General features: G+C 74.2%; 11 protein-coding genes and 1 pseudogene. 2 read left to right on the forward strand and 10 right to left on the reverse strand.

What is annotated here, in order from left to right:
• Positions 1 to 48 precede the first annotated feature (48 nt).
• Both groEL and ACQEUR_RS12445 read right to left on the reverse strand, forming a co-directional pair.
• On the reverse strand, positions 49 to 2406 hold the full coding sequence (gene groEL / locus ACQEUR_RS12440; protein ID WP_433029644.1) for a chaperonin GroEL: 2358 nt from the start codon (positions 2404 to 2406) through the stop codon (positions 49 to 51).
• Positions 2396 to 2902 (reverse strand): effector-associated constant component EACC1, encoded by a 507-nt coding sequence (locus tag ACQEUR_RS12445; RefSeq protein WP_433029646.1) that lies wholly within the window; start codon positions 2900 to 2902, stop codon positions 2396 to 2398. The genes groEL and ACQEUR_RS12445 overlap by 11 nt, the downstream gene beginning before the upstream one ends.
• Positions 2903 to 3047: 145 nt before the next feature.
• Between ACQEUR_RS12445 and ACQEUR_RS12450 the strand changes: the two genes are divergently transcribed.
• The gene (locus ACQEUR_RS12450) at positions 3048 to 3803 is read left to right on the forward strand and encodes an RICIN domain-containing protein (RefSeq protein WP_433029648.1); all 756 of its coding nucleotides are present in this window, start codon (positions 3048 to 3050) and stop codon (positions 3801 to 3803) included.
• Here ACQEUR_RS12450 and ACQEUR_RS12455 read toward each other — a convergent pair.
• Both ACQEUR_RS12455 and ACQEUR_RS12460 read right to left on the reverse strand, forming a co-directional pair.
• The gene (locus tag ACQEUR_RS12455; protein ID WP_433029650.1) at positions 3754 to 4647 is read right to left on the reverse strand and encodes an MFS transporter; all 894 of its coding nucleotides are present in this window, start codon (positions 4645 to 4647) and stop codon (positions 3754 to 3756) included. The genes ACQEUR_RS12450 and ACQEUR_RS12455 overlap by 50 nt on opposite strands.
• Positions 4648 to 4661: 14 nt before the next feature.
• A pseudogene (locus ACQEUR_RS12460) lies at positions 4662 to 5372 on the reverse strand (MFS transporter); the annotation flags it as partial.
• Between ACQEUR_RS12460 and ACQEUR_RS12465 the strand changes: the two are divergent.
• Positions 5295 to 6323, forward strand: a complete 1029-nt coding sequence (locus ACQEUR_RS12465) for a GlxA family transcriptional regulator (RefSeq protein WP_433029652.1) — start codon at positions 5295 to 5297, stop codon at positions 6321 to 6323. The pseudogene ACQEUR_RS12460 and the gene ACQEUR_RS12465 overlap by 78 nt on opposite strands.
• Before the next feature lie 77 nt (positions 6324 to 6400).
• Here ACQEUR_RS12465 and ACQEUR_RS12470 read toward each other — a convergent pair whose 3' ends face one another.
• The 6 genes from ACQEUR_RS12470 to ACQEUR_RS12495 all read right to left on the reverse strand — a co-directional run bounded on the left by ACQEUR_RS12470 (position 6401) and on the right by ACQEUR_RS12495 (position 16157).
• A complete protein-coding gene (locus ACQEUR_RS12470; protein WP_433029654.1) occupies positions 6401 to 7741 on the reverse strand; it encodes a hypothetical protein in 1341 nt (446 codons plus the stop codon).
• 422 nt (positions 7742 to 8163) lie between these two features.
• Positions 8164 to 9741, reverse strand: coding sequence for a PQQ-dependent sugar dehydrogenase (locus ACQEUR_RS12475; RefSeq protein ID WP_433029656.1), 1578 nt, complete (start codon positions 9739 to 9741; stop codon positions 8164 to 8166).
• 155 nt (positions 9742 to 9896) lie between these two features.
• Positions 9897 to 11855 (reverse strand): vWA domain-containing protein, encoded by a 1959-nt coding sequence (locus tag ACQEUR_RS12480; protein ID WP_433029658.1) that lies wholly within the window; start codon positions 11853 to 11855, stop codon positions 9897 to 9899.
• A 2-nt stretch (positions 11856 to 11857) separates the two neighbouring features.
• The gene (locus tag ACQEUR_RS12485) at positions 11858 to 13186 is read right to left on the reverse strand and encodes a sigma 54-interacting transcriptional regulator (protein WP_433029660.1); all 1329 of its coding nucleotides are present in this window, start codon (positions 13184 to 13186) and stop codon (positions 11858 to 11860) included.
• Between the two features lie 304 nt (positions 13187 to 13490).
• Positions 13491 to 14585 carry a hypothetical protein gene (locus ACQEUR_RS12490; RefSeq protein WP_433029662.1) on the reverse strand — a complete coding sequence of 365 codons (1095 nt, stop codon included), beginning with the start codon at positions 14583 to 14585 and terminating at the stop codon, positions 13491 to 13493.
• Between the two features lie 150 nt (positions 14586 to 14735).
• Positions 14736 to 16157 (reverse strand): FAD-dependent oxidoreductase, encoded by a 1422-nt coding sequence (locus tag ACQEUR_RS12495; RefSeq protein WP_433029664.1) that lies wholly within the window; start codon positions 16155 to 16157, stop codon positions 14736 to 14738.
• Positions 16158 to 16166 lie beyond the last annotated feature (9 nt).

The raw sequence follows: 16166 nt of genomic DNA on the forward strand, positions 1-16166 counted from the left end.
GCGCCGGCCACCCGCCCACCGCCCGGCCCCGGCACGGCCCGGCGCCTCTCAGGCGATCATCAGGTACCGGGTGACCACCCCGGCGGCGGCGGTGACCGCCTCCCGCAGGGTCGCGGCGGCGTCGATGATCCCCGCGTCCAACGCGGTCACGTAGGTCCCGGAGACCATGTCGAAGGTGATCCCCGGACCGCGTCGGCGCAGGTCGGCCGGGCCGGCGACGGGATTGCGCCCGGCGTTGCGCATCAGCTCCTGGTACGGCGCCTCCAGCGCGCCGACCACCACCGCGTACCCGGCCGCCTCGTCGCCGCCGCGCGAGCGCCGGTCGCCGATCCGGCCGGCGACGGTGAGCAGGGCGGCCCCGCCCCCCGGAACCAGTCCCCACTCGACGGCGGCCCGCGCGGTACGGACCGCGTCGTCGATCTGCCGCTTGCGCTTCTTCAACTGTCCCTCGGTCGACTCGCCGACCCGGATCACCGCCACCCCGCCACTGAGCCGGGCCAGCCGGTCCCGCAGCAGCTGGCGGTCCGCGCCCGGGTCGTGCCGGTCCAGGTCGGCCCGGATCTGCCCGATCCGCCGCCGGATCGCCTCCCGGTCGCCCGCCCCGTCCACCAGCGTGGTGTGCCGGCGCGTCGTGATGACCCGGCGGGCCGTGCCGAGCAGCCCGGCGACGTCCTCGGCCGAGCCCTGCGGGGTGTCGCCGACCACGGTGGCCCGGGTGAGCACGGCCAGGTCCTCCATCAGCGTCCGGCGCTCCTCGTCCGGCCAGTACAGCCGTACCGCGACCGAGTTCAGCCGCTGCCGCACCTTGCCGACGATCAGGGCGGTCAGCGCGGCGTCCCGGATGTCGTGCGCGAAGACCGCCAGCGGGCGCCCCTGCCGGCCGGCCGCCTCCAGGAACGCTTCCAGCGCCCGTACGGTGCCCAGGCGCTGGTCGACGATGAGGATGGCCGGTTCGTCGAGCACCGCCTCGGCCTCCTCCGGATCGGTCACGAAGTACGGCGAGACGTGCCCGGCCGGCACCCGCATCCCCTCGGTGAGTTCGAGTTCGAGGCCGAACAGGTTGCTCTCCTCGACCGTGATCACGCCGTCCTTGCCGACCTTCTCCATCGCCGCCGCGAGCAGGTCGCCGATCACCTCGTCCCCGGAGGCGATCGTGGAGACCGCCCGCAGGTGCTCCTTCGTCTCCACCGGCACCGCGATGGCGGCCAGCTCGGTGAGCACGTCCAGGGTGGCCGACTCGATCCCCCGGCGCAGGGCCACCGGGTTGGCGCCGGCCCGCAGTGCCGCCGAGGCGGCGTCCATCATGGCCTGGGCCAGCACGACGGTGGTGGTGGCGCCGGCGCCGACCCGGTGCCGTACCCCCTCCACCAGCTCCCGCACGTAGCTGGTGCCGATCGCGTCCCGGGTGTCGTGCGCGGTGAAGATCCGGACCACGCTGGTCGCGTCGCCCAGCTCGTGGTACGCGCCGGTCTCGTCCTCGACCAGCACCCGCCGGCCGAGCGGGCCGTAGGTCCGGCGGACCAGGTCGGCGCCGGCCCGGAAGCCGCGCGCGACGATGGCCTGGTGCCGGTTGTAGTTGGTCGGCCGGGGCGGGGCGGACGACTTGGCCACCTCGCCCCGGCCACCGGTCCGGCCGCCGGCACCGTCGCGCGAGGCCGCCATCGCGTTCGCCAGGTAGATGTGCGGCTCGGCGTTGTACGCGCTCCACTTCGGCTTCTGGTCCGGTCGGCGCCGGACCACCCCGTCGTGCACGTACCGGAACAGCTCGTCCACCCCGATCCGGCCGTCGCCGTCGAGGTCCGCCCCGCCGGTCGCCAGCCCCTCCAGCAGGACGTCGGTGAAGATCGAACCGCGCGGCGCCGACTCCACCAGGCCGTCGGACTCGAAGGCGTACTCGTAGCTGTCACAGGCGCTGAGCACCACGTACCCGCGCCCGACCTGTCCCTCCAGTGCGCCCTGCGGGGCGGCCTTGAAGCCCTCGGCGAACGCCCCGGCGAAGCAGCAGTCCAGGACGAGCACCTTCGCGGCGGCCCGGCACGCCTCCAGTTGCTCGTTGACGAACGACCGCGAGATGGCGGTGCTCGCCGGCCGGGTCCGTACGGTGTTGGTGGCGGCGAAGTAGAGCCGGTGGAACGGGTCGACGATGCCGTGGCAGGAGAAGTAGACCAGCACCAGGTCGTCATTGGCCCGATCGGTGAGCAGGTCCTCGATCTCCCGCCGTACCTCGTTGTCCGCCGCGTCCTGGAGGGTGCGGACGGTGAAGTTGCCCACGGCCGGGTCCTCCAGCACCGCCGCCAGCCGCTCCACGTCCTGTTCCGGGGCCCGGAGCTGGTCCAGGGACGGATCGTCGTACTCCCCGACGGCGACGAGCAGCGCGTACCGGCCGACCCGCGGGCTAGTCGGCACCGGACCCGGCGCCGCTCTGCGTCGGGCCCGACGCTGGTGGTCCCGCCGTCGGCGCGACCCCCAGCCACTCCGCGATCGTCCGTTCGCTCTCCTCTGAGGGGTCGCTGATGGTCAGCGTCCGTTGGCCGTCGCGCAGGGTGATCCGCCGGGCGGAGCCGCGCTGGACGAAGGCGACCACCACCTGGGCCAGCGCGGCCACGGTGGAGGCCGAGAAGAGACCGGTGACCACCAGTTCGGCGAACGCCCCGGCCGAGCCGCCGCCCTTGGGCCCGCCGCCGGGACCCGGCCGCTGGCTGGGACCGAGGTCGAAGCGGTCGAGCGGGGCGGCGCGGGCCGGTGCCCGGCCGGGTCCCGTACCCTCGTCGCCGGGCCGGGCGACCTGGAGGATCGTTCGGGCGTGCAGCTCCCTGAGCAGCGCGGTGGCCGCCTCGGCGTCGTCGCGCACACTTCCGGGTACCGGCCCGGAAACCGCCAGGCTGAGCACACCACCAGTCATGGAGTAATCGTGTCGTGACTTTGAGTAATCACCTGTCGCGTATCCGTCACTCGACTGTCAGCCTCCCGACAGCGCCCCGTACGACATCCGCGCCACGCCGGGGGCCGACTGGCCAGGGCCGCCACCCCTGGGCGACCATGCCCCTATGCCCGAGTACGACATTCCCGGCCACCGGGAGCCGACCCGCTCCCCCGGCGGCACGGTGTACGGCCGCCGCCGGCGCCCGGATCCTCTGCTGCTGGCGGCCCTGGCCGTCGGTGCCACCGGCGTGCTGCTCGGCGTCCTCTTCGCCACCGGCCTGCTGACCGGCGGGGACGGGACACCCTCGGTCGCCGGGCTGCCGACGCCCGGTACCGACCGCTCGCCCTCGGCCTCGGGTGGGGCGGCGGCCGGCAGCAGCACCCCCGGCACCACGCCGGGTCCGACGCCCACCCCGAGCACCGCGCCGACCCTCGGCCCCACCGACGTACGGGTGCTGCGCTCGGCGGTCTCCGGCCTCTGCCTGGACGTCCTCGGTACCGGGAACCCCGAGGGGGCCGCCGCGCGGCAGGCGGCCTGCACCGGCGCCCCGAGCCAGCGCTGGCAGCCGACCCCGGTCGGCCCGGACGTCGTCACCCTGGTCAACACGGCGAGCGGAAAGTGCCTCGACGTGTACGGGGTGAGCCGGGACGACGGCGCGGCGGTGCAGCAGTGGTCCTGCAACGGCGGGGCCAACCAGCAGTGGCGGCTGGTCCCCGCCGGCACCGGCCCGGCCGCCGGCACCGGTCCGGTCGCGCTGGTCAGTGTCAACAGCGGCAAGTGCCTCGACCTGCCGGACGCCAACCCGGGCCCCGGGGTGCCGCTGCGGCAACTCAGCTGCCTGGGGACGCCGAACCAACAGTGGACGCAGCAGCCGAACTGACCGGGCCCGCACCGCCACCGACCGGGCTCGCACCGCCACCGGCCGGGCCCGCCCCGGCGGTCGCAGCCGGCCCGACGGCGGGGGCGGCGACGGCAGGGGGCGCGGCCACCGGGCGGCGCAGCAGCACCGAGAGCAGCGCGGCGCCGATCGCGAGCGCCCCGGCGGCGTACCAGGCGAGGGCGTAGTCGCCGAGCCGGTCCCGGACCAGTCCCGCGCCGGTGGCCGCGACCGCCGCGCCGAGCTGGTGGGAGGCGAAGACCCAGCCGAAGACCACCGCACCGTCCGCCCCGAAGTACTCCCGGCAGAGCGCCACCGTCGGCGGCACCGTCGCCACCCAGTCCAGCCCGTAGAAGACGATGAAGACCAGCATGCTCGGCCGCGCGGAGTCGGCGAACAGGCTCGGCAGCACCAGCAGCGACGCGCCACGCAGCGCGTAGTAGCCGCCGAGCAGGAGCCGGCTGTCCACCCGGTCGGTCAGCCAGCCCGAGGCGACCGTACCGACGATGTCGAAGAGCCCGACCAGGGCGAGCAGCCCGGCGGCGGTGGTCTGGGCCATCCCGTGGTCGTGCGCCGCCGGGATGAAGTGGGTGCCGACCAGGCCGTTGGTGGTGGCGCCGCAGATCGCGAAGCCGCCGGCGAGCAGCCAGAACGGCCGGGTCCGGGCGGCCTGGCCGAGCGAGCGGAGCGCCCGCGCCCCCGCCCCGCCGGCCGGGTCCGGGCGGCCTGGCCGAGCGAGCGGAGCGCCCGCGCCCCCGCCCCGCCGGCCGGGGCCGGGCGCGGCACGACCTCGCTGCCGCCGTAGGGCGGCAGGCCCAGATCCGCCGGGTGGTCGCGGAGCAGCCACCCCACCAGGGGTACGACCGCCAGCGCGGCCCCGGCCACCACGAGCGACGCGCTCCGCCAGCCGTACGCCTCGACGAGCCGGGCCAGCAGCGGCAGGAAGACGAGCTGCCCGGCCGCCCCGCCGGCGGTGAGGATGCCCGTGACCAGCCCCCGCCGGTGCACGAACCAGCGTCCGGTGACGGTCGCCACGAAGGCCAGCGCCATCGAACCGGTGCCGAGCCCGACCAGCACCCCCCAGCAGAGGATCAGCTCCGCGCTGGTCCGCATGAAGACGGTGAGCCCGCTGCCGGCGGCCACCAGGGTCAGCGCGACCGCCACCACCCGGCGGATGCCGAACCGGTCCATCAGGGCGGCGGCGAACGGCGCGGTGAGGCCGAACAGCAGCAGGTTGACCGAGACCGCGGCGGAGATGGTGGCCAGCGGCCAGCCGAACTCGGCGTGCAGCGGGTGCAGCAGGACGGACGGGGTGGCGCGGAACCCGGCGGCACCGACCAGCGCGACGAAGGCGACGGCGGCGACCAGCCAGGCGGGATGCAGACGGCGGGTACGGGTCACCGGGCCAGTCTGGGCCTTACCATCGAATGTCGACGAGTGGCCGGACAGCCATGATGCGCAAGAATCGGGCCACCTACCGGAAGGAGTCCGATCATGGGTACCGCGACCGGGACACCCGACTCGACCAGTACGGACGCCGCGTCGCCCGCCGTGGATCGGCCCGGACCGCATCGGATCGTGGTGCTGGCCCTCGACTCGGTGGTCGGGCTCGACCTGGGCGTTCCGGCGCAGGTCTTCGGCACCGCCCGGGACTCCGGCGGCACCCCGCTCTACGCCGTCACCACCGCCACCGCCGGCCGGCGGCCGGTGCGCAGCACCGCCGGCTTCCAGGTGCTCCCCGACCACGGCCTGTCGGTGCTGGACGAGGCGGACACCGTGATCGTGCCGGGCGTCCACGACGGCCCGGCGCTGCACGAGGGCACCGTCGACCCGGCGGTAGCCCGCGCGCTCCGCCGGGCCCACCACCGGGGCGCCCGGATCATGTCCATCTGCACCGGCTCGTTCGTGCTGGCCGCCACCGGCCTGCTCGACGGGAGGCCGGCCACCACGCACTGGGCGTACGCGGGTCGGTTCCGCGCGCTGCACCCCCGGGTACGCCTGGACCCCGACGTGCTCTTCGTCGACGACGGCGCGGTGCTGACCTCGGCCGGGGTGGCCGCCGGGATCGACCTCTGCCTGCACGTGATCCGGACCGACCACGGCAGCGGGGTGGCCAACCGGGCGGCCCGGCGCTGCGTGGTGCCGCCGTGGCGCGAGGGGGGCCAGGCGCAGTACATCCAGCGCCCGCTGCCGGAGAACGGCGACGCCGGCACCGCCCGGACCCGGGACTGGATCTCCCACCGGCTGCACGAGCCGCTGACCCTGCCGGCGATGGCCGCGCACGCCAGCATGAGCGTACGGACCTTCACCCGGCGGTTCCGGGCCGAGACCGGGCTCAGTCCGGCCCGCTGGCTGCTCCAGCAGCGCACCGAGCACGCCCGGCTGCTGCTGGAGAGCACCGACCTCGGGGTGGACCAGGTGGCCCGCCGCGCCGGCTTCGGTACCGCTGCCGCGCTGCGCCAGCAGCTGCACCGGCACATCGGGGTGGCACCGAGCACCTACCGCCGCACCTTCCGTGGCTGAGCTGCCGGCCGGATGAGGTGTTAGGAAGGGCCCCTTCCTATACAAAAAACGATAGGAAGGGGCCCTTCCTTACTCAGTCAGTTCGGGGCGTGTACGCCGTTCGCGGCGTAGTCCCGGGTGGCGCCACGGACGTACATCTGGGCGCTCTGGTTGCCGGAGAAGTACTGCTGGATGGAGCCGGCGAACCGCGTGGTCGAGGCGTTGCGGCCGTACACGTCGGTGTAGACCGTGGTGGCGCCGCTGTTCTGCACCTGGAAGGTGCCCGGCCGGAATTCCCGCAGGGTGCCCTTGAACGGCGAACGCGGGTCGTCCCAGGCGAGGTTCTGCCCGGCCTGGCGGGCCTGGTTGCAGTAGTCGCCACCCGCGAGGTCCGTGTAGCACAGGTCCACGATCCGGCCCAGGTTGTTGGGCTTGGACGGGTCGTAGTAGCGCGACGGGTTGACCACGTAGAACAGCGGCGCGATGCGGAAGTTGAGCCCGGCGCCCGTCACCTGGACGTCGGAGAACCAGAAGTCGTCCATGTCGGACACGGTGAACGGCACCGGGTTGGGGTAGAGCGGGTCGTAGTGGGTGCGGCCTTCCCGGATCGCCTGGATGCAGCCCGGCTCGGTGATCAGCCGGCCCAGCGACCGGGTGTCCGAGGGCGAGTCCGCCGGCACCGGGGGCGCGACGGTGATGAACTGGCCGCCGAAGCCCGGGCATTCGCTGGGGCTGAATCCCCCGGCCCGCCCGAGCGGGATCATCGCGTTGTACCGGGCCTCGGTGACCTGGCCGCCGTTGCTCGCGGTGCAGCGCTGGTTGAAGAGCAGCTCGTGGACGTTGTTGGTGAATGCGTCCGGCGAGTGGGTGCCCTGGTGGAACTTGAGCAGCACGTCGCAGACGGCGATCGTGGTGCCCTGGGGCGGGAAGAAGCTGGTGCCGTTGTCGCCCTGGATCACGTTGACGTTGTTGACCGTGAGGACCTTGTGCCCGACGTGGTCCTCGTGCCGGTGGCTGTGCTCGGCCATGTTGTCCAGCATCACCTCGCTGGTGAAGCCGAAGGCCGGCCAGTTGACCGTGCTGAACAGGTCCGACGGCCGGGGGTCGTCACCGTGTTCGTGCCCGAAGTTGCAGCCGCTCGGGTCCCGGCTCGGGTGCCAGGTCGGGTAGACCTTGCCGTCCGGCCCGTACGTCCAGTACCGCGCGTGGACCTGCACCGAGCACTCGCCGGAGCGCGGCAGGTAGCCCTTCTCGTTGGCGGTGGCGATCAGGTCGTACGCCCGGCTGGTGGGTGCGTCCGCCGGCGGCAGGGTGGTGCCCCAGTTCGGGTTGTCGGCGGCGGCGGGCGCGGCGACGGTGATGGCCGCTCCGCTCGCGGCGACCAGGGCGACCACGGCCGCGACTGATCCCAGCCGCGACCGATAGCGATGGAAGCGCATTGTTGATCCTCCAGGTGTGGTGGGGGCGGATCGACTGGAACGTGCTCCCCTCGGGGCGGGCGACCGTGCCGGACGGTGCGGAGCGAGTGCACCGTCCGGAAGGGTGGGAGCCACGCGATCGATTGACTTTCATCTATGTTACTCACCGTGCTAAGGGTGTCAATGTGAGCCGGCCGCCAACACCGTCCGCCCTGGCAGCACCTGCCGGGCGCCGGCCACGCCACGGCGGCACCGCACGGCATCAGGAAGCGGTCGGCGGATGACGGAGAGCGTCACGGAACGTCGCCGGCCGGCCAGAACGGTCCGCAGCACGGCCGCGATCGCAGGCGGCGACGCGGAGGCACCTTCGAGGCCGGCGTCTGCCGCGGAGACAGGGACGGACGCGCGGGAGGCTCCCCCGGGCAGAGGGAGCCTCCCGACGCTCAGCCGCAGGCGGTGCCGTTCATGGTGAAGGCCGTCGGCGCCGGATTGGGGCCGGTGTTCGAGGCGAGGAAGCTGAACGAGACCGTGCCGCCCGGCGCGATGCCCCCGTTCCAGCTCGCGTTGCGGGCGGTCACCACCGTGCCCTGCTGGCTGCCGACGGCGTTGTAGAAGCTGCCGGCCCGCTGCGCGGCGGGGAAGGTCCAGCCGACCGTCCACCCGTCGACCGGGCGGGTGCCGGTGTTGCTGAGGCTCACCGTGGCGTTGAAGCCGGTACCCCACTGCTCGTCGACCCGGTAGCTGACCTGGCAGGCGACCGGCGGGGCCGCGACCCCGAACGAGATCCGGTGCAGTTGGCCCGGCAGGTCGTTGACCAGGTACAGCTCGCCGTTGGCGTCCTCGCCGAGGCTGGTCGGCTGGATCGTCAGCTCGCCGAGCGCCCGGGTCTGGTAGGCGCCGCCGGGGGTGGCCGGCGGGCGGACCAGGAAGGCGCTGCCGGAGCAGTAGTCGGTGGCCAGGTAGGTGCCGGTGGCGATGTCGGCGAACTCCCGCCCCCGGTAGACGTACCCGCCGATCACGGCGCAACCGTCGGTCGAGGTCCGGTACGAGTAGATCGGGTCGACGTACGCGGCGCCGGTCTGGCACCGCTGCGGGTTGAACACCTCCGGACCCTCCCGGCAGGACCAGCCGAGGTTGGCCCCGCCCTGGTCGGCCGCGAGGTGGTCGATCTCCTCGTAGGTGCCCTGCCCGACGTCGGCGATCCAGAGGGAGCCGTCCGCCGGGTCGTGCGAGAACTTCCACGGGTTTCGCAGCCCGTACGTCCAGATCTCCGGGCGGGCGCCCGGGGTGTCGACGAACGGGTTGTCCTCGGGCACGCAGTAGGTGCGGCCGGCACACGGGCCGGAGACGTCCAGCCGGAGGATCTTACCGAGCAGGGTGGAGAGGTTCTGCCCGGAGTTGAGTATGTCGTCGGAGCCGCCGCCGTCGCCGATGCTCCAGTAGAGGTAGCCGTCCGGGCCGAACGTGACGTGCCCGCCGTTGTGGTTGGAGTACTGGGCGTGCGGCTGGGTCAGCACCACCTGCTCGGCGTCGGGCGGCACCGGCGTCTGGCCGGCGGTGTCCAGGACGAACCGGGACAGCGTCACCTCGCCGTCCGGCAGCGCCGTGTACGCGACGTACAGGGTGTGGGTCCGGGCGAAGTCCGGGGTGGTGACGAGGCCGAGCAGGCCGCGCTCGTTGCCGGAGGTGTCGACCCGGTCGGTGATGTCCAGCAGCGGGGCGGCGGCGAGCCCGGTCGTCGGGTGGTACACCCGGATCGTGCCCTGCTTCTCGGCGATCAGCAGCCGGCCGCTGCCGTCGTCGGGTGCGGTGATCGCGGTCGGGCGTTGCAGTCCGAAGGCGACCTGGGTGCCGGTGACGGTGAGCTGGTCGAGCGGCGGGACCGCGGCCGCCTCGACCCGGTCGGGGGCGTCGGCCGCGGGCCGGGCCGCCGCAGACGGCGCTCCGAGGGCGACGAGCGGCCCGAGCAGGGCGACCGCGCCCGCCAGGCAGAGCCGCCCCAGAGATTGACGTCGCAGCATATCGACTCCCATCGGTTAACAGGAACGTAATGCCGCAGTGCACCCCTAGATCCGCCCGTCCCAGAACGTGGGAACGCTCCCACGCATCACTCCACCGTGGATCCTGGTGTTCCGGCGACGCCCCGACGACCCCGGAACACCAGCATCCCGGCGGGTCAGCGGCGGCCCCGGCGGGCCCGGAGGTAGTCCGAGACGACGTACTGGCCCAGGTCGGCCAGTTCCGGGGTGAAGACGCGTCCGCCGGAGCGCCGGGCCACCGCGTCGACGAACCGGCGCAGCCCCGGATCCTCGCCGAGCATGAAGAGGTTCATCGTGGCGCCGTACCGGGTCAGGTTGTCCACCTCGACCACGGTCGCCTCGATGGTCTCCCGCAGCGGCGGCCAGTTGAAGACCGCCTCCCCGTCGTCGGGATCGAGGTGCGCGGTCGGCTCGCCGTCGGTGACCACCAGCACCACCGGCTCGGCACCGGCGTGCCGGCGCAGGTGCCGGCCGGCCAGCCGCAGCGCGTGCTGGAGGTTGGTCCCCTGCACCATGTCCGGCTCCACCCCGGCCAGCTCCTGCTGGGTCAGCGGCATCGCCTCCCGGCCGAAGCCGATGATCTGCAACGAGTCCTGCGGGAACCGGGTGGCGACCAGATGCGACAGCGCCAGCGCGGTCTGCTTCATCGGCCCCCAGCGCCCCTCCGAGATCATCGAGAAGGAGAGGTCGACGCAGAGCGCCACCGCCGCCGAGGCGCGCCGTTCCGTCTCCACCACCTCGAAGTCCTCGACCGCCAGCGTCACCGGCACCCCGGCGCCGGACCGCGCGACCGCCCGGGCCACCGTACGGACCACGTCGAGCGGCTGCTCGTCGCCGTACTCCCAGGGGCGGGACGCCCCGGTGACCTCACCGGCGGCGCCGGCCGAACGCAGCTCGTGCTGGCCCCGGCGCCCGGTCGACAGGTCGGCGAAGATCCGCCGCAGCGCGGTGCCGCCCAGCCGGCGCAGCGCCTTCGGGCTCAGCGTCAGCCCGTCCGCGCCCCGGCTCACCCAGCCCTGCCGGCGCAGCTCACGTTCCAACTCCCGCAGCCGGCGTACGTCGTCGGCGGCGTCCCGGCCGAGGGTGCGCCGTACCGCCTCCACGTCGACGTCGTCCAGGGTCGCCCCCGGATGCTCCTGCCCGAGCTGGTCCAGCAGGTCGTCCAGGTCGGCGATCTCGCCCAGCGCCCCGGCCGCCTCGCCGTAGCCCAGCGGCTGGTCGCCCCGGACCCGCTCCCGGCGGTCCCAGGCCAGGTCCGGCCGCAGCGCGCGCAGGTTGGCGTCGAGCGCGGAGAGCTGGCCGGCCAGCTCCGGGCCGAGTGCGGACTCCATCAGAGCGGACAGCTCCTCGCGCTGGCTCGGCGACAGCGACCGCATCAGCCGCTCCCCGGCCGCCGCCCGCCGGGCCAGCGCGTCGACCAGCTCGTCCACCGTCTCCGGCCGCTCCGGGAAGAACCCGCCGTGCCGCCGCATGAACTCGGCGAACGCGTCGGTGGTGTCCTCGCCCCGGTCGTGCCGGGCCAGCAGGTCGTTGAGGTCGCCCAGCATCTGTGCCAGCTGTCGCTGCGCGGCGGGGTCGGCGGCGGCGCCGCGCATCGCGTCCCGCAGGCCGCTGAACCGCTGCTCCAGCACGTCCCGGCGCAGACCGTCGAGGATCCGTTGGTAACTGGCCCGGGCCTCGTCGCTGGCCCACTCGTAGCCGGAGAGCTCCTCCACCGCCCGCGCGGTCGAGGAGGGCAGGTTGTCCAGCACCGCCTCGGCGAACCGCGCCGCGTCGTCGTCCCGGCCGCGCAGTTCGTCGCGTTCGGCGGCGAGCGCCTGGTCGAGCAGGGCCTGCGACCGGGTGACGGCACCGTCCAGGTCACCCCGGCGCATCGCCTCCCGCCGCAACCGGCGGGCCCGGGCGAGCACGTCGTCCAGCCCGCCCCGCCCCTGGAGGCCGCGCCGCAGCAGGTTGCGCAGCGCGTCGCGCAGGCTGCCGCCGTCCAGCACCTCGGCGCCGACCGAGTCGACCGCGGCCCGGACGTCGTAGGGCGGCGCGAGCGGGTCCGGCCCGCCGCGCCAGGAGCCGTACCGGAAGCGGTTTCCGCCGGCCACGGTCAGGCCCGGTCGTCGTCGCGGTCCGGGCGCCCGCCGAGGTCCCGGCCGCCGCCCGGCCGACGGCCGGCGTCCGGGCTGCGCCCGCCGTAGCGGGTACGGCCCTCGTCGGTCACGTCCTTGGCCAGCCGGCGGGTCAGGTGCAGCCCCTCCAGCACGAACTCGATGCCGGCGGCGGCCTCCCCCGGGGTGGGCGCGTCGCCGAGGCCGAGCCGGTCCAGCGCCTTGGCCAGCCCCGGTACGGTGCCGACCTGGCGCAGCAGCTCCGTCGCGCCGACCAGCTCACCGGTCTCGATCACCGCCCCCTCGCCGACCAGCGCGGTGAACCCGGAGAGGTCCAGCCCGGCCAGCCGGGCCCGGAACGTCTCGGCGGTGGCGGTCCGCAGCAGGTGGCCGAGGATCTCGATCTCCCGCCCCTCCTCGCCGCTCTCGAACTCGACCTTGCCGCGCAGGGTGCTGGTCACCGACACCGCGTCACCGACCCGGGCGACCGCCTCGCGGTCCGGGGCGTCGTTCAGCAGACCGGCCCGGCGCAACGCGGCGGCGGAGACGGTCTCGGCGGCGGCGATGGCGAACCGGGCCGAGACCCCGGAGCGGGGATCGACCGACGGCGACTCGCGCACCGCGCGGGCGAACCGGGCCAGCACCTCCAGCACGTGTTCCGGGACGGCCGCGACCAGCGCCGCCTCCTGCCGGATCAGCGCCAGCTCCAGCTCCAGGTCGACCGGGTAGTGGGTACGGATCTCGGCGCCGAACCGGTCCTTGAGCGGGGTGATGATCCGGCCCCGGTTGGTGTAGTCCTCCGGGTTGGCGCTGGCCACCAGGAGCAGGTCCAGCGGCAGCCGGAGCTGGTAGCCGCGTACCTGGATGTCGCGTTCCTCCAGCACGTTGAGCAGGGCCACCTGGATCCGTTCGGCCAGGTCGGGCAGCTCGTTGACCGCGAAGATGCCCCGGTTGGTCCGGGGTACCAGCCCGAAGTGGATCGTCTCCGGATCGCCGAGGGTACGGCCCTGGGCGACCCGGATCGGGTCCACGTCGCCGATCAGGTCACCGACGCTGGTGTCCGGGGTGGCCAGCTTCTCGCCGTACCGCATCGAGCGGTGCAGCCAGCCGACCGGCAGCTCGTCACCGGCTTCGGCGACCGCGCGGCGGGCGGCCGGGGTCAGCGGGTGCATGGGGTGCTCGTTCAGCTCGGAGCCGCGGATCACCGGGGTCCACTCGTCCAGCAACTGCCCCAGTGACCGGATCAGCCGGGTCTTGCCCTGGCCGCGCTCGCCGAGCAGCACCATGTCGTGCCCGGCCAGCAGCGCGCGCTCCACCTCGGGGAGCACGGTGTCGTCGTAGCCGACGATGCCCGGGAAACGGGGCTCGCCGGAGCGCAGCCGGGCGAGGAGGTTGTCCCGCAGTTCCTGCTTGACGGTGCGGTAGCGCGCTCCGGTGGCACGCAGCTCACCGAGCGTGCCGGGCAGGTCGGCGGGTGGGGTGGGTGGGACCTGGGAGGCTCAGTCACCCACCTACGCTAGCTCTGGTTCCCGGCAAACGCGGACGACGCCGGTCCGCCGGCGCCCCCGCCCCCGGCCCGACCGGGCGGCCCGGCCGCCCCCGTCGGTCGGCCGGGCCGCCCGGGCGCGCCGATCAGGCGTCCCGGCCGCAGTCGGCGCAGCCGCCCCGGCGGCGCAGGTGGTAGCCGAGGGTGGCGGCGCCGAGGGCAACCCCCCAGACCGGCCAGAGCGCCATCGGGATCATCATCAGGGTGCCGCCGCCCAACTCGGCCCAGAGTTCCGGCTGCCCGTAGAGGCCCAGGCCGGCGGCGGTCACCGCGACCGCGACCCCGCTGGCCGGTACGACCGCGAGCGTGATCGGCACCCGGCGGCCGGCCAGCCCGACCATCCAGCGGGGGAAGCGCTCCCCCCAGCGCTGCACCAGGCCCAGGGTCAGGACCGCGCCGATCAGGGCGAAGCCGCCGAGCCCGGCACCGGCCCAGACGATCCCGCTGTCCTGCATCTGCCGGAGGAACTCCTCGGTGATCCCCAGCGGGACGCCGGCCGCCCAGGCCAGCCGGGTGACCGCGTAGAGCACCGGGATCACCGCCGCGGTCCAGGCCGCCCACCGGCCCCAGCGAGCGGCCGACGCCGCCGAGGTCCAGGCCGTGCCGCGCTCACCCCGTCCGCAGGCCGGGCAGGAGCCGGCGGTACGGCGCTGCCAGGTCAGCGCGGTCCGGGCCAGCAGCACCCCGATCGTTGCGGCGAGCACCTTGGCGCCCAGCGCCACGGTGAGGAGTTCGGAGTAGTCCACCGGCGGCCAGCCGAACGGCGCGCCGAGGATGAGCATCGGCGCGTACCCGGCGTACATCAGCACCTGCACGTCCGGCACCACCAGCAGCAGGACGGCGGCGACCAGCCACAGGTGGCCGAGCAGGGCGGAACGGGGTACGCCGCGCAGCCGTACCGCGTGCGGGCCGGCCATGGCCAGGGCGGTGACGGCCGCGCCGAGCAGCAGCACGGCGAAGGCCGGGGCGGCGACCTCCGCCGGCACCCGCCAGAGCAGGCTGGCGGAGCCGTCCGGGTCGGCGACGCCGAACGGGTAGCCCCGGCCGGTGACCGTCCAGAGCAGGGCGACGAGCCCGGCGAGCGCCGCCGATCCGGCCGCGAGGTGGCCGACCCACGCCGACCACGGAGGCGGCGGTACGGGTGGAGCCGTCGCCTGGGGCGACGGGGTGACTGTGGACATGCGTGCCTCCTCGGGGTGACCCGGCTGCGGCCGGGCGGCCCACGCGGGGCCGTGCTGTCACCATCGCGAGGACGGGCGCCGGAAACCTCCCGTGCCGGGGGTAACCGCCTCCCCCACCCGAGGGAGCGCCGTCAGGTCGAGGTAGCGCCGTCAGGTCGTCGGGGGGCGGCGACGGGTGAGGAGTCCCAGCCGGAGTGCGCGGAGCAGGGTGCCGGGGTGGCTCAACACACTCGGGTGGTCGAGCATTGTGGTGACCCGGTTGAACCGGGAGCTGATCACGGGGTCGAATCTGGACACCCGGAAGACCAGGTCCCCGACCCACCTGGTGATCCGGTAGCCGCGCGGGTAGGGGCCGTTGACGTGCGGCAACTCGATGTCGGCGGCGGTGGAGATCTGCCAGGCGGCGTCGACCACGACCCGGACCTGCCGGAAGTACGCCCACGCCGGCTCTTCGTGCGGCCGTGGCCCCGAGCGCAGGTACGCGGAGAGGCAGGAGGCGTGCAGCGTCGCGGAGCTCATGCCCTGCCCGTAGACGGGGTTGAAGGAGGCGACCGCGTCCCCGGTGGCGACCAGTCCGGCGGGGAGCCGGTCCAGCTCGTCGAAGTCCCGGCGCCGGCTGTCCGCCTGGTGGTAGGTGACCACGTCGCCGATCAGCTGGCCGCGCTCGGCGATCTGGCCGAACATCGGCGGGAAGTGGTTCCGGCAGCGGGCCACGAAGTCGGTGACGTCGCGGGTCGGCCGGTCCTGGTCGTACCCGGAGACCAGCATGATCCAGCGGTCCCCCTCGACCGAGTTGATCCCGCCGATCCGGGCGGTCCGGTCTCTGGCCGGGGTGGTCTGGGAGACCACCACCCAGGTGTCGCTGACCTGCTCGTCGCGTTTGTAGAGCGCGGTCGCGTAGTTGAGCTTGATCGGCATCCGGCGCATCGGCGGGCGGGGCCACCCGTCGGCTTCGAGCCAGTCGCTGAGCCGGCTGGACCGGCCCATCGCGTCGACCACCAGGTCGGCGTCGCACACGACCGGTTCGGTGCCGCCCTCGGGCACGTACCGGGCCCCGGTCACGCGCGGGCCGGCGAAGACCAGGCCGTCCGCCCGGCCGTACACCATCCGGATGTTGTCGACGGCGAGGGTGCGCCGCCGGACCAGCGTTTCGAGGAACGGCCTCGTGGTGATCAGCATCGGGCCGGTGGGTGCGGGGCGGGGCGGCAGCCCCAGCTCCCCGTTGACGAAGATCTTCGCGGTGGCGGCGTCCGACGGCGGCAGCGGGGCGCCGAGGGCGAACGCCTGCTCGGCGAAGCCGGGGAACCAGCGTTCCAACTGCATCTGGCCGGAGGGGAGCAGGGCGTGCACCTGACTGCCCTGCGGTACGCCCGGTCGGGGCCCCCGGTCGACCTCGGAGGGGTCCCGCTCGATGATCAGGACCTCCTCGGCGTGGTCGCTGAGCACCCGGGCCGCCATCAGCCCGGCGATGCTGCCGCCGAGCACGACCGCCCGGCGCAGCACCACCGAGGTCTCGGTCGGCGGCTTCGCGGTCGCTATCGCGGCGAAGACCCGTGACGGTGAGGGGGACACTGGCCAGCT

The sequence above is a fragment of the Plantactinospora sp. CA-290183 genome (assembly GCF_050936375.1).
Classification (GTDB): domain Bacteria; phylum Actinomycetota; class Actinomycetes; order Mycobacteriales; family Micromonosporaceae; genus Plantactinospora.

Excerpts from the sequence above, each read along its gene's own strand:
- ACQEUR_RS12445 (WP_433029646.1), bottom strand. The coding sequence starts at position 2,902 with ATGACTGGTGGTGTGCTCAGCCTGGCGGTTTCCGGGCCGGTACCCGGA.
- ACQEUR_RS12450 (WP_433029648.1), top strand. The coding sequence starts at position 3,048 with ATGCCCGAGTACGACATTCCCGGCCACCGGGAGCCGACCCGCTCCCCC.
- ACQEUR_RS12465 (WP_433029652.1), top strand. The coding sequence starts at position 5,295 with ATGGGTACCGCGACCGGGACACCCGACTCGACCAGTACGGACGCCGCG.
- ACQEUR_RS12470 (WP_433029654.1), bottom strand. The coding sequence starts at position 7,741 with ATGCGCTTCCATCGCTATCGGTCGCGGCTGGGATCAGTCGCGGCCGTG.
- ACQEUR_RS12475 (WP_433029656.1), bottom strand. The coding sequence starts at position 9,741 with ATGCTGCGACGTCAATCTCTGGGGCGGCTCTGCCTGGCGGGCGCGGTC.
- ACQEUR_RS12490 (WP_433029662.1), bottom strand. The coding sequence starts at position 14,585 with ATGTCCACAGTCACCCCGTCGCCCCAGGCGACGGCTCCACCCGTACCG.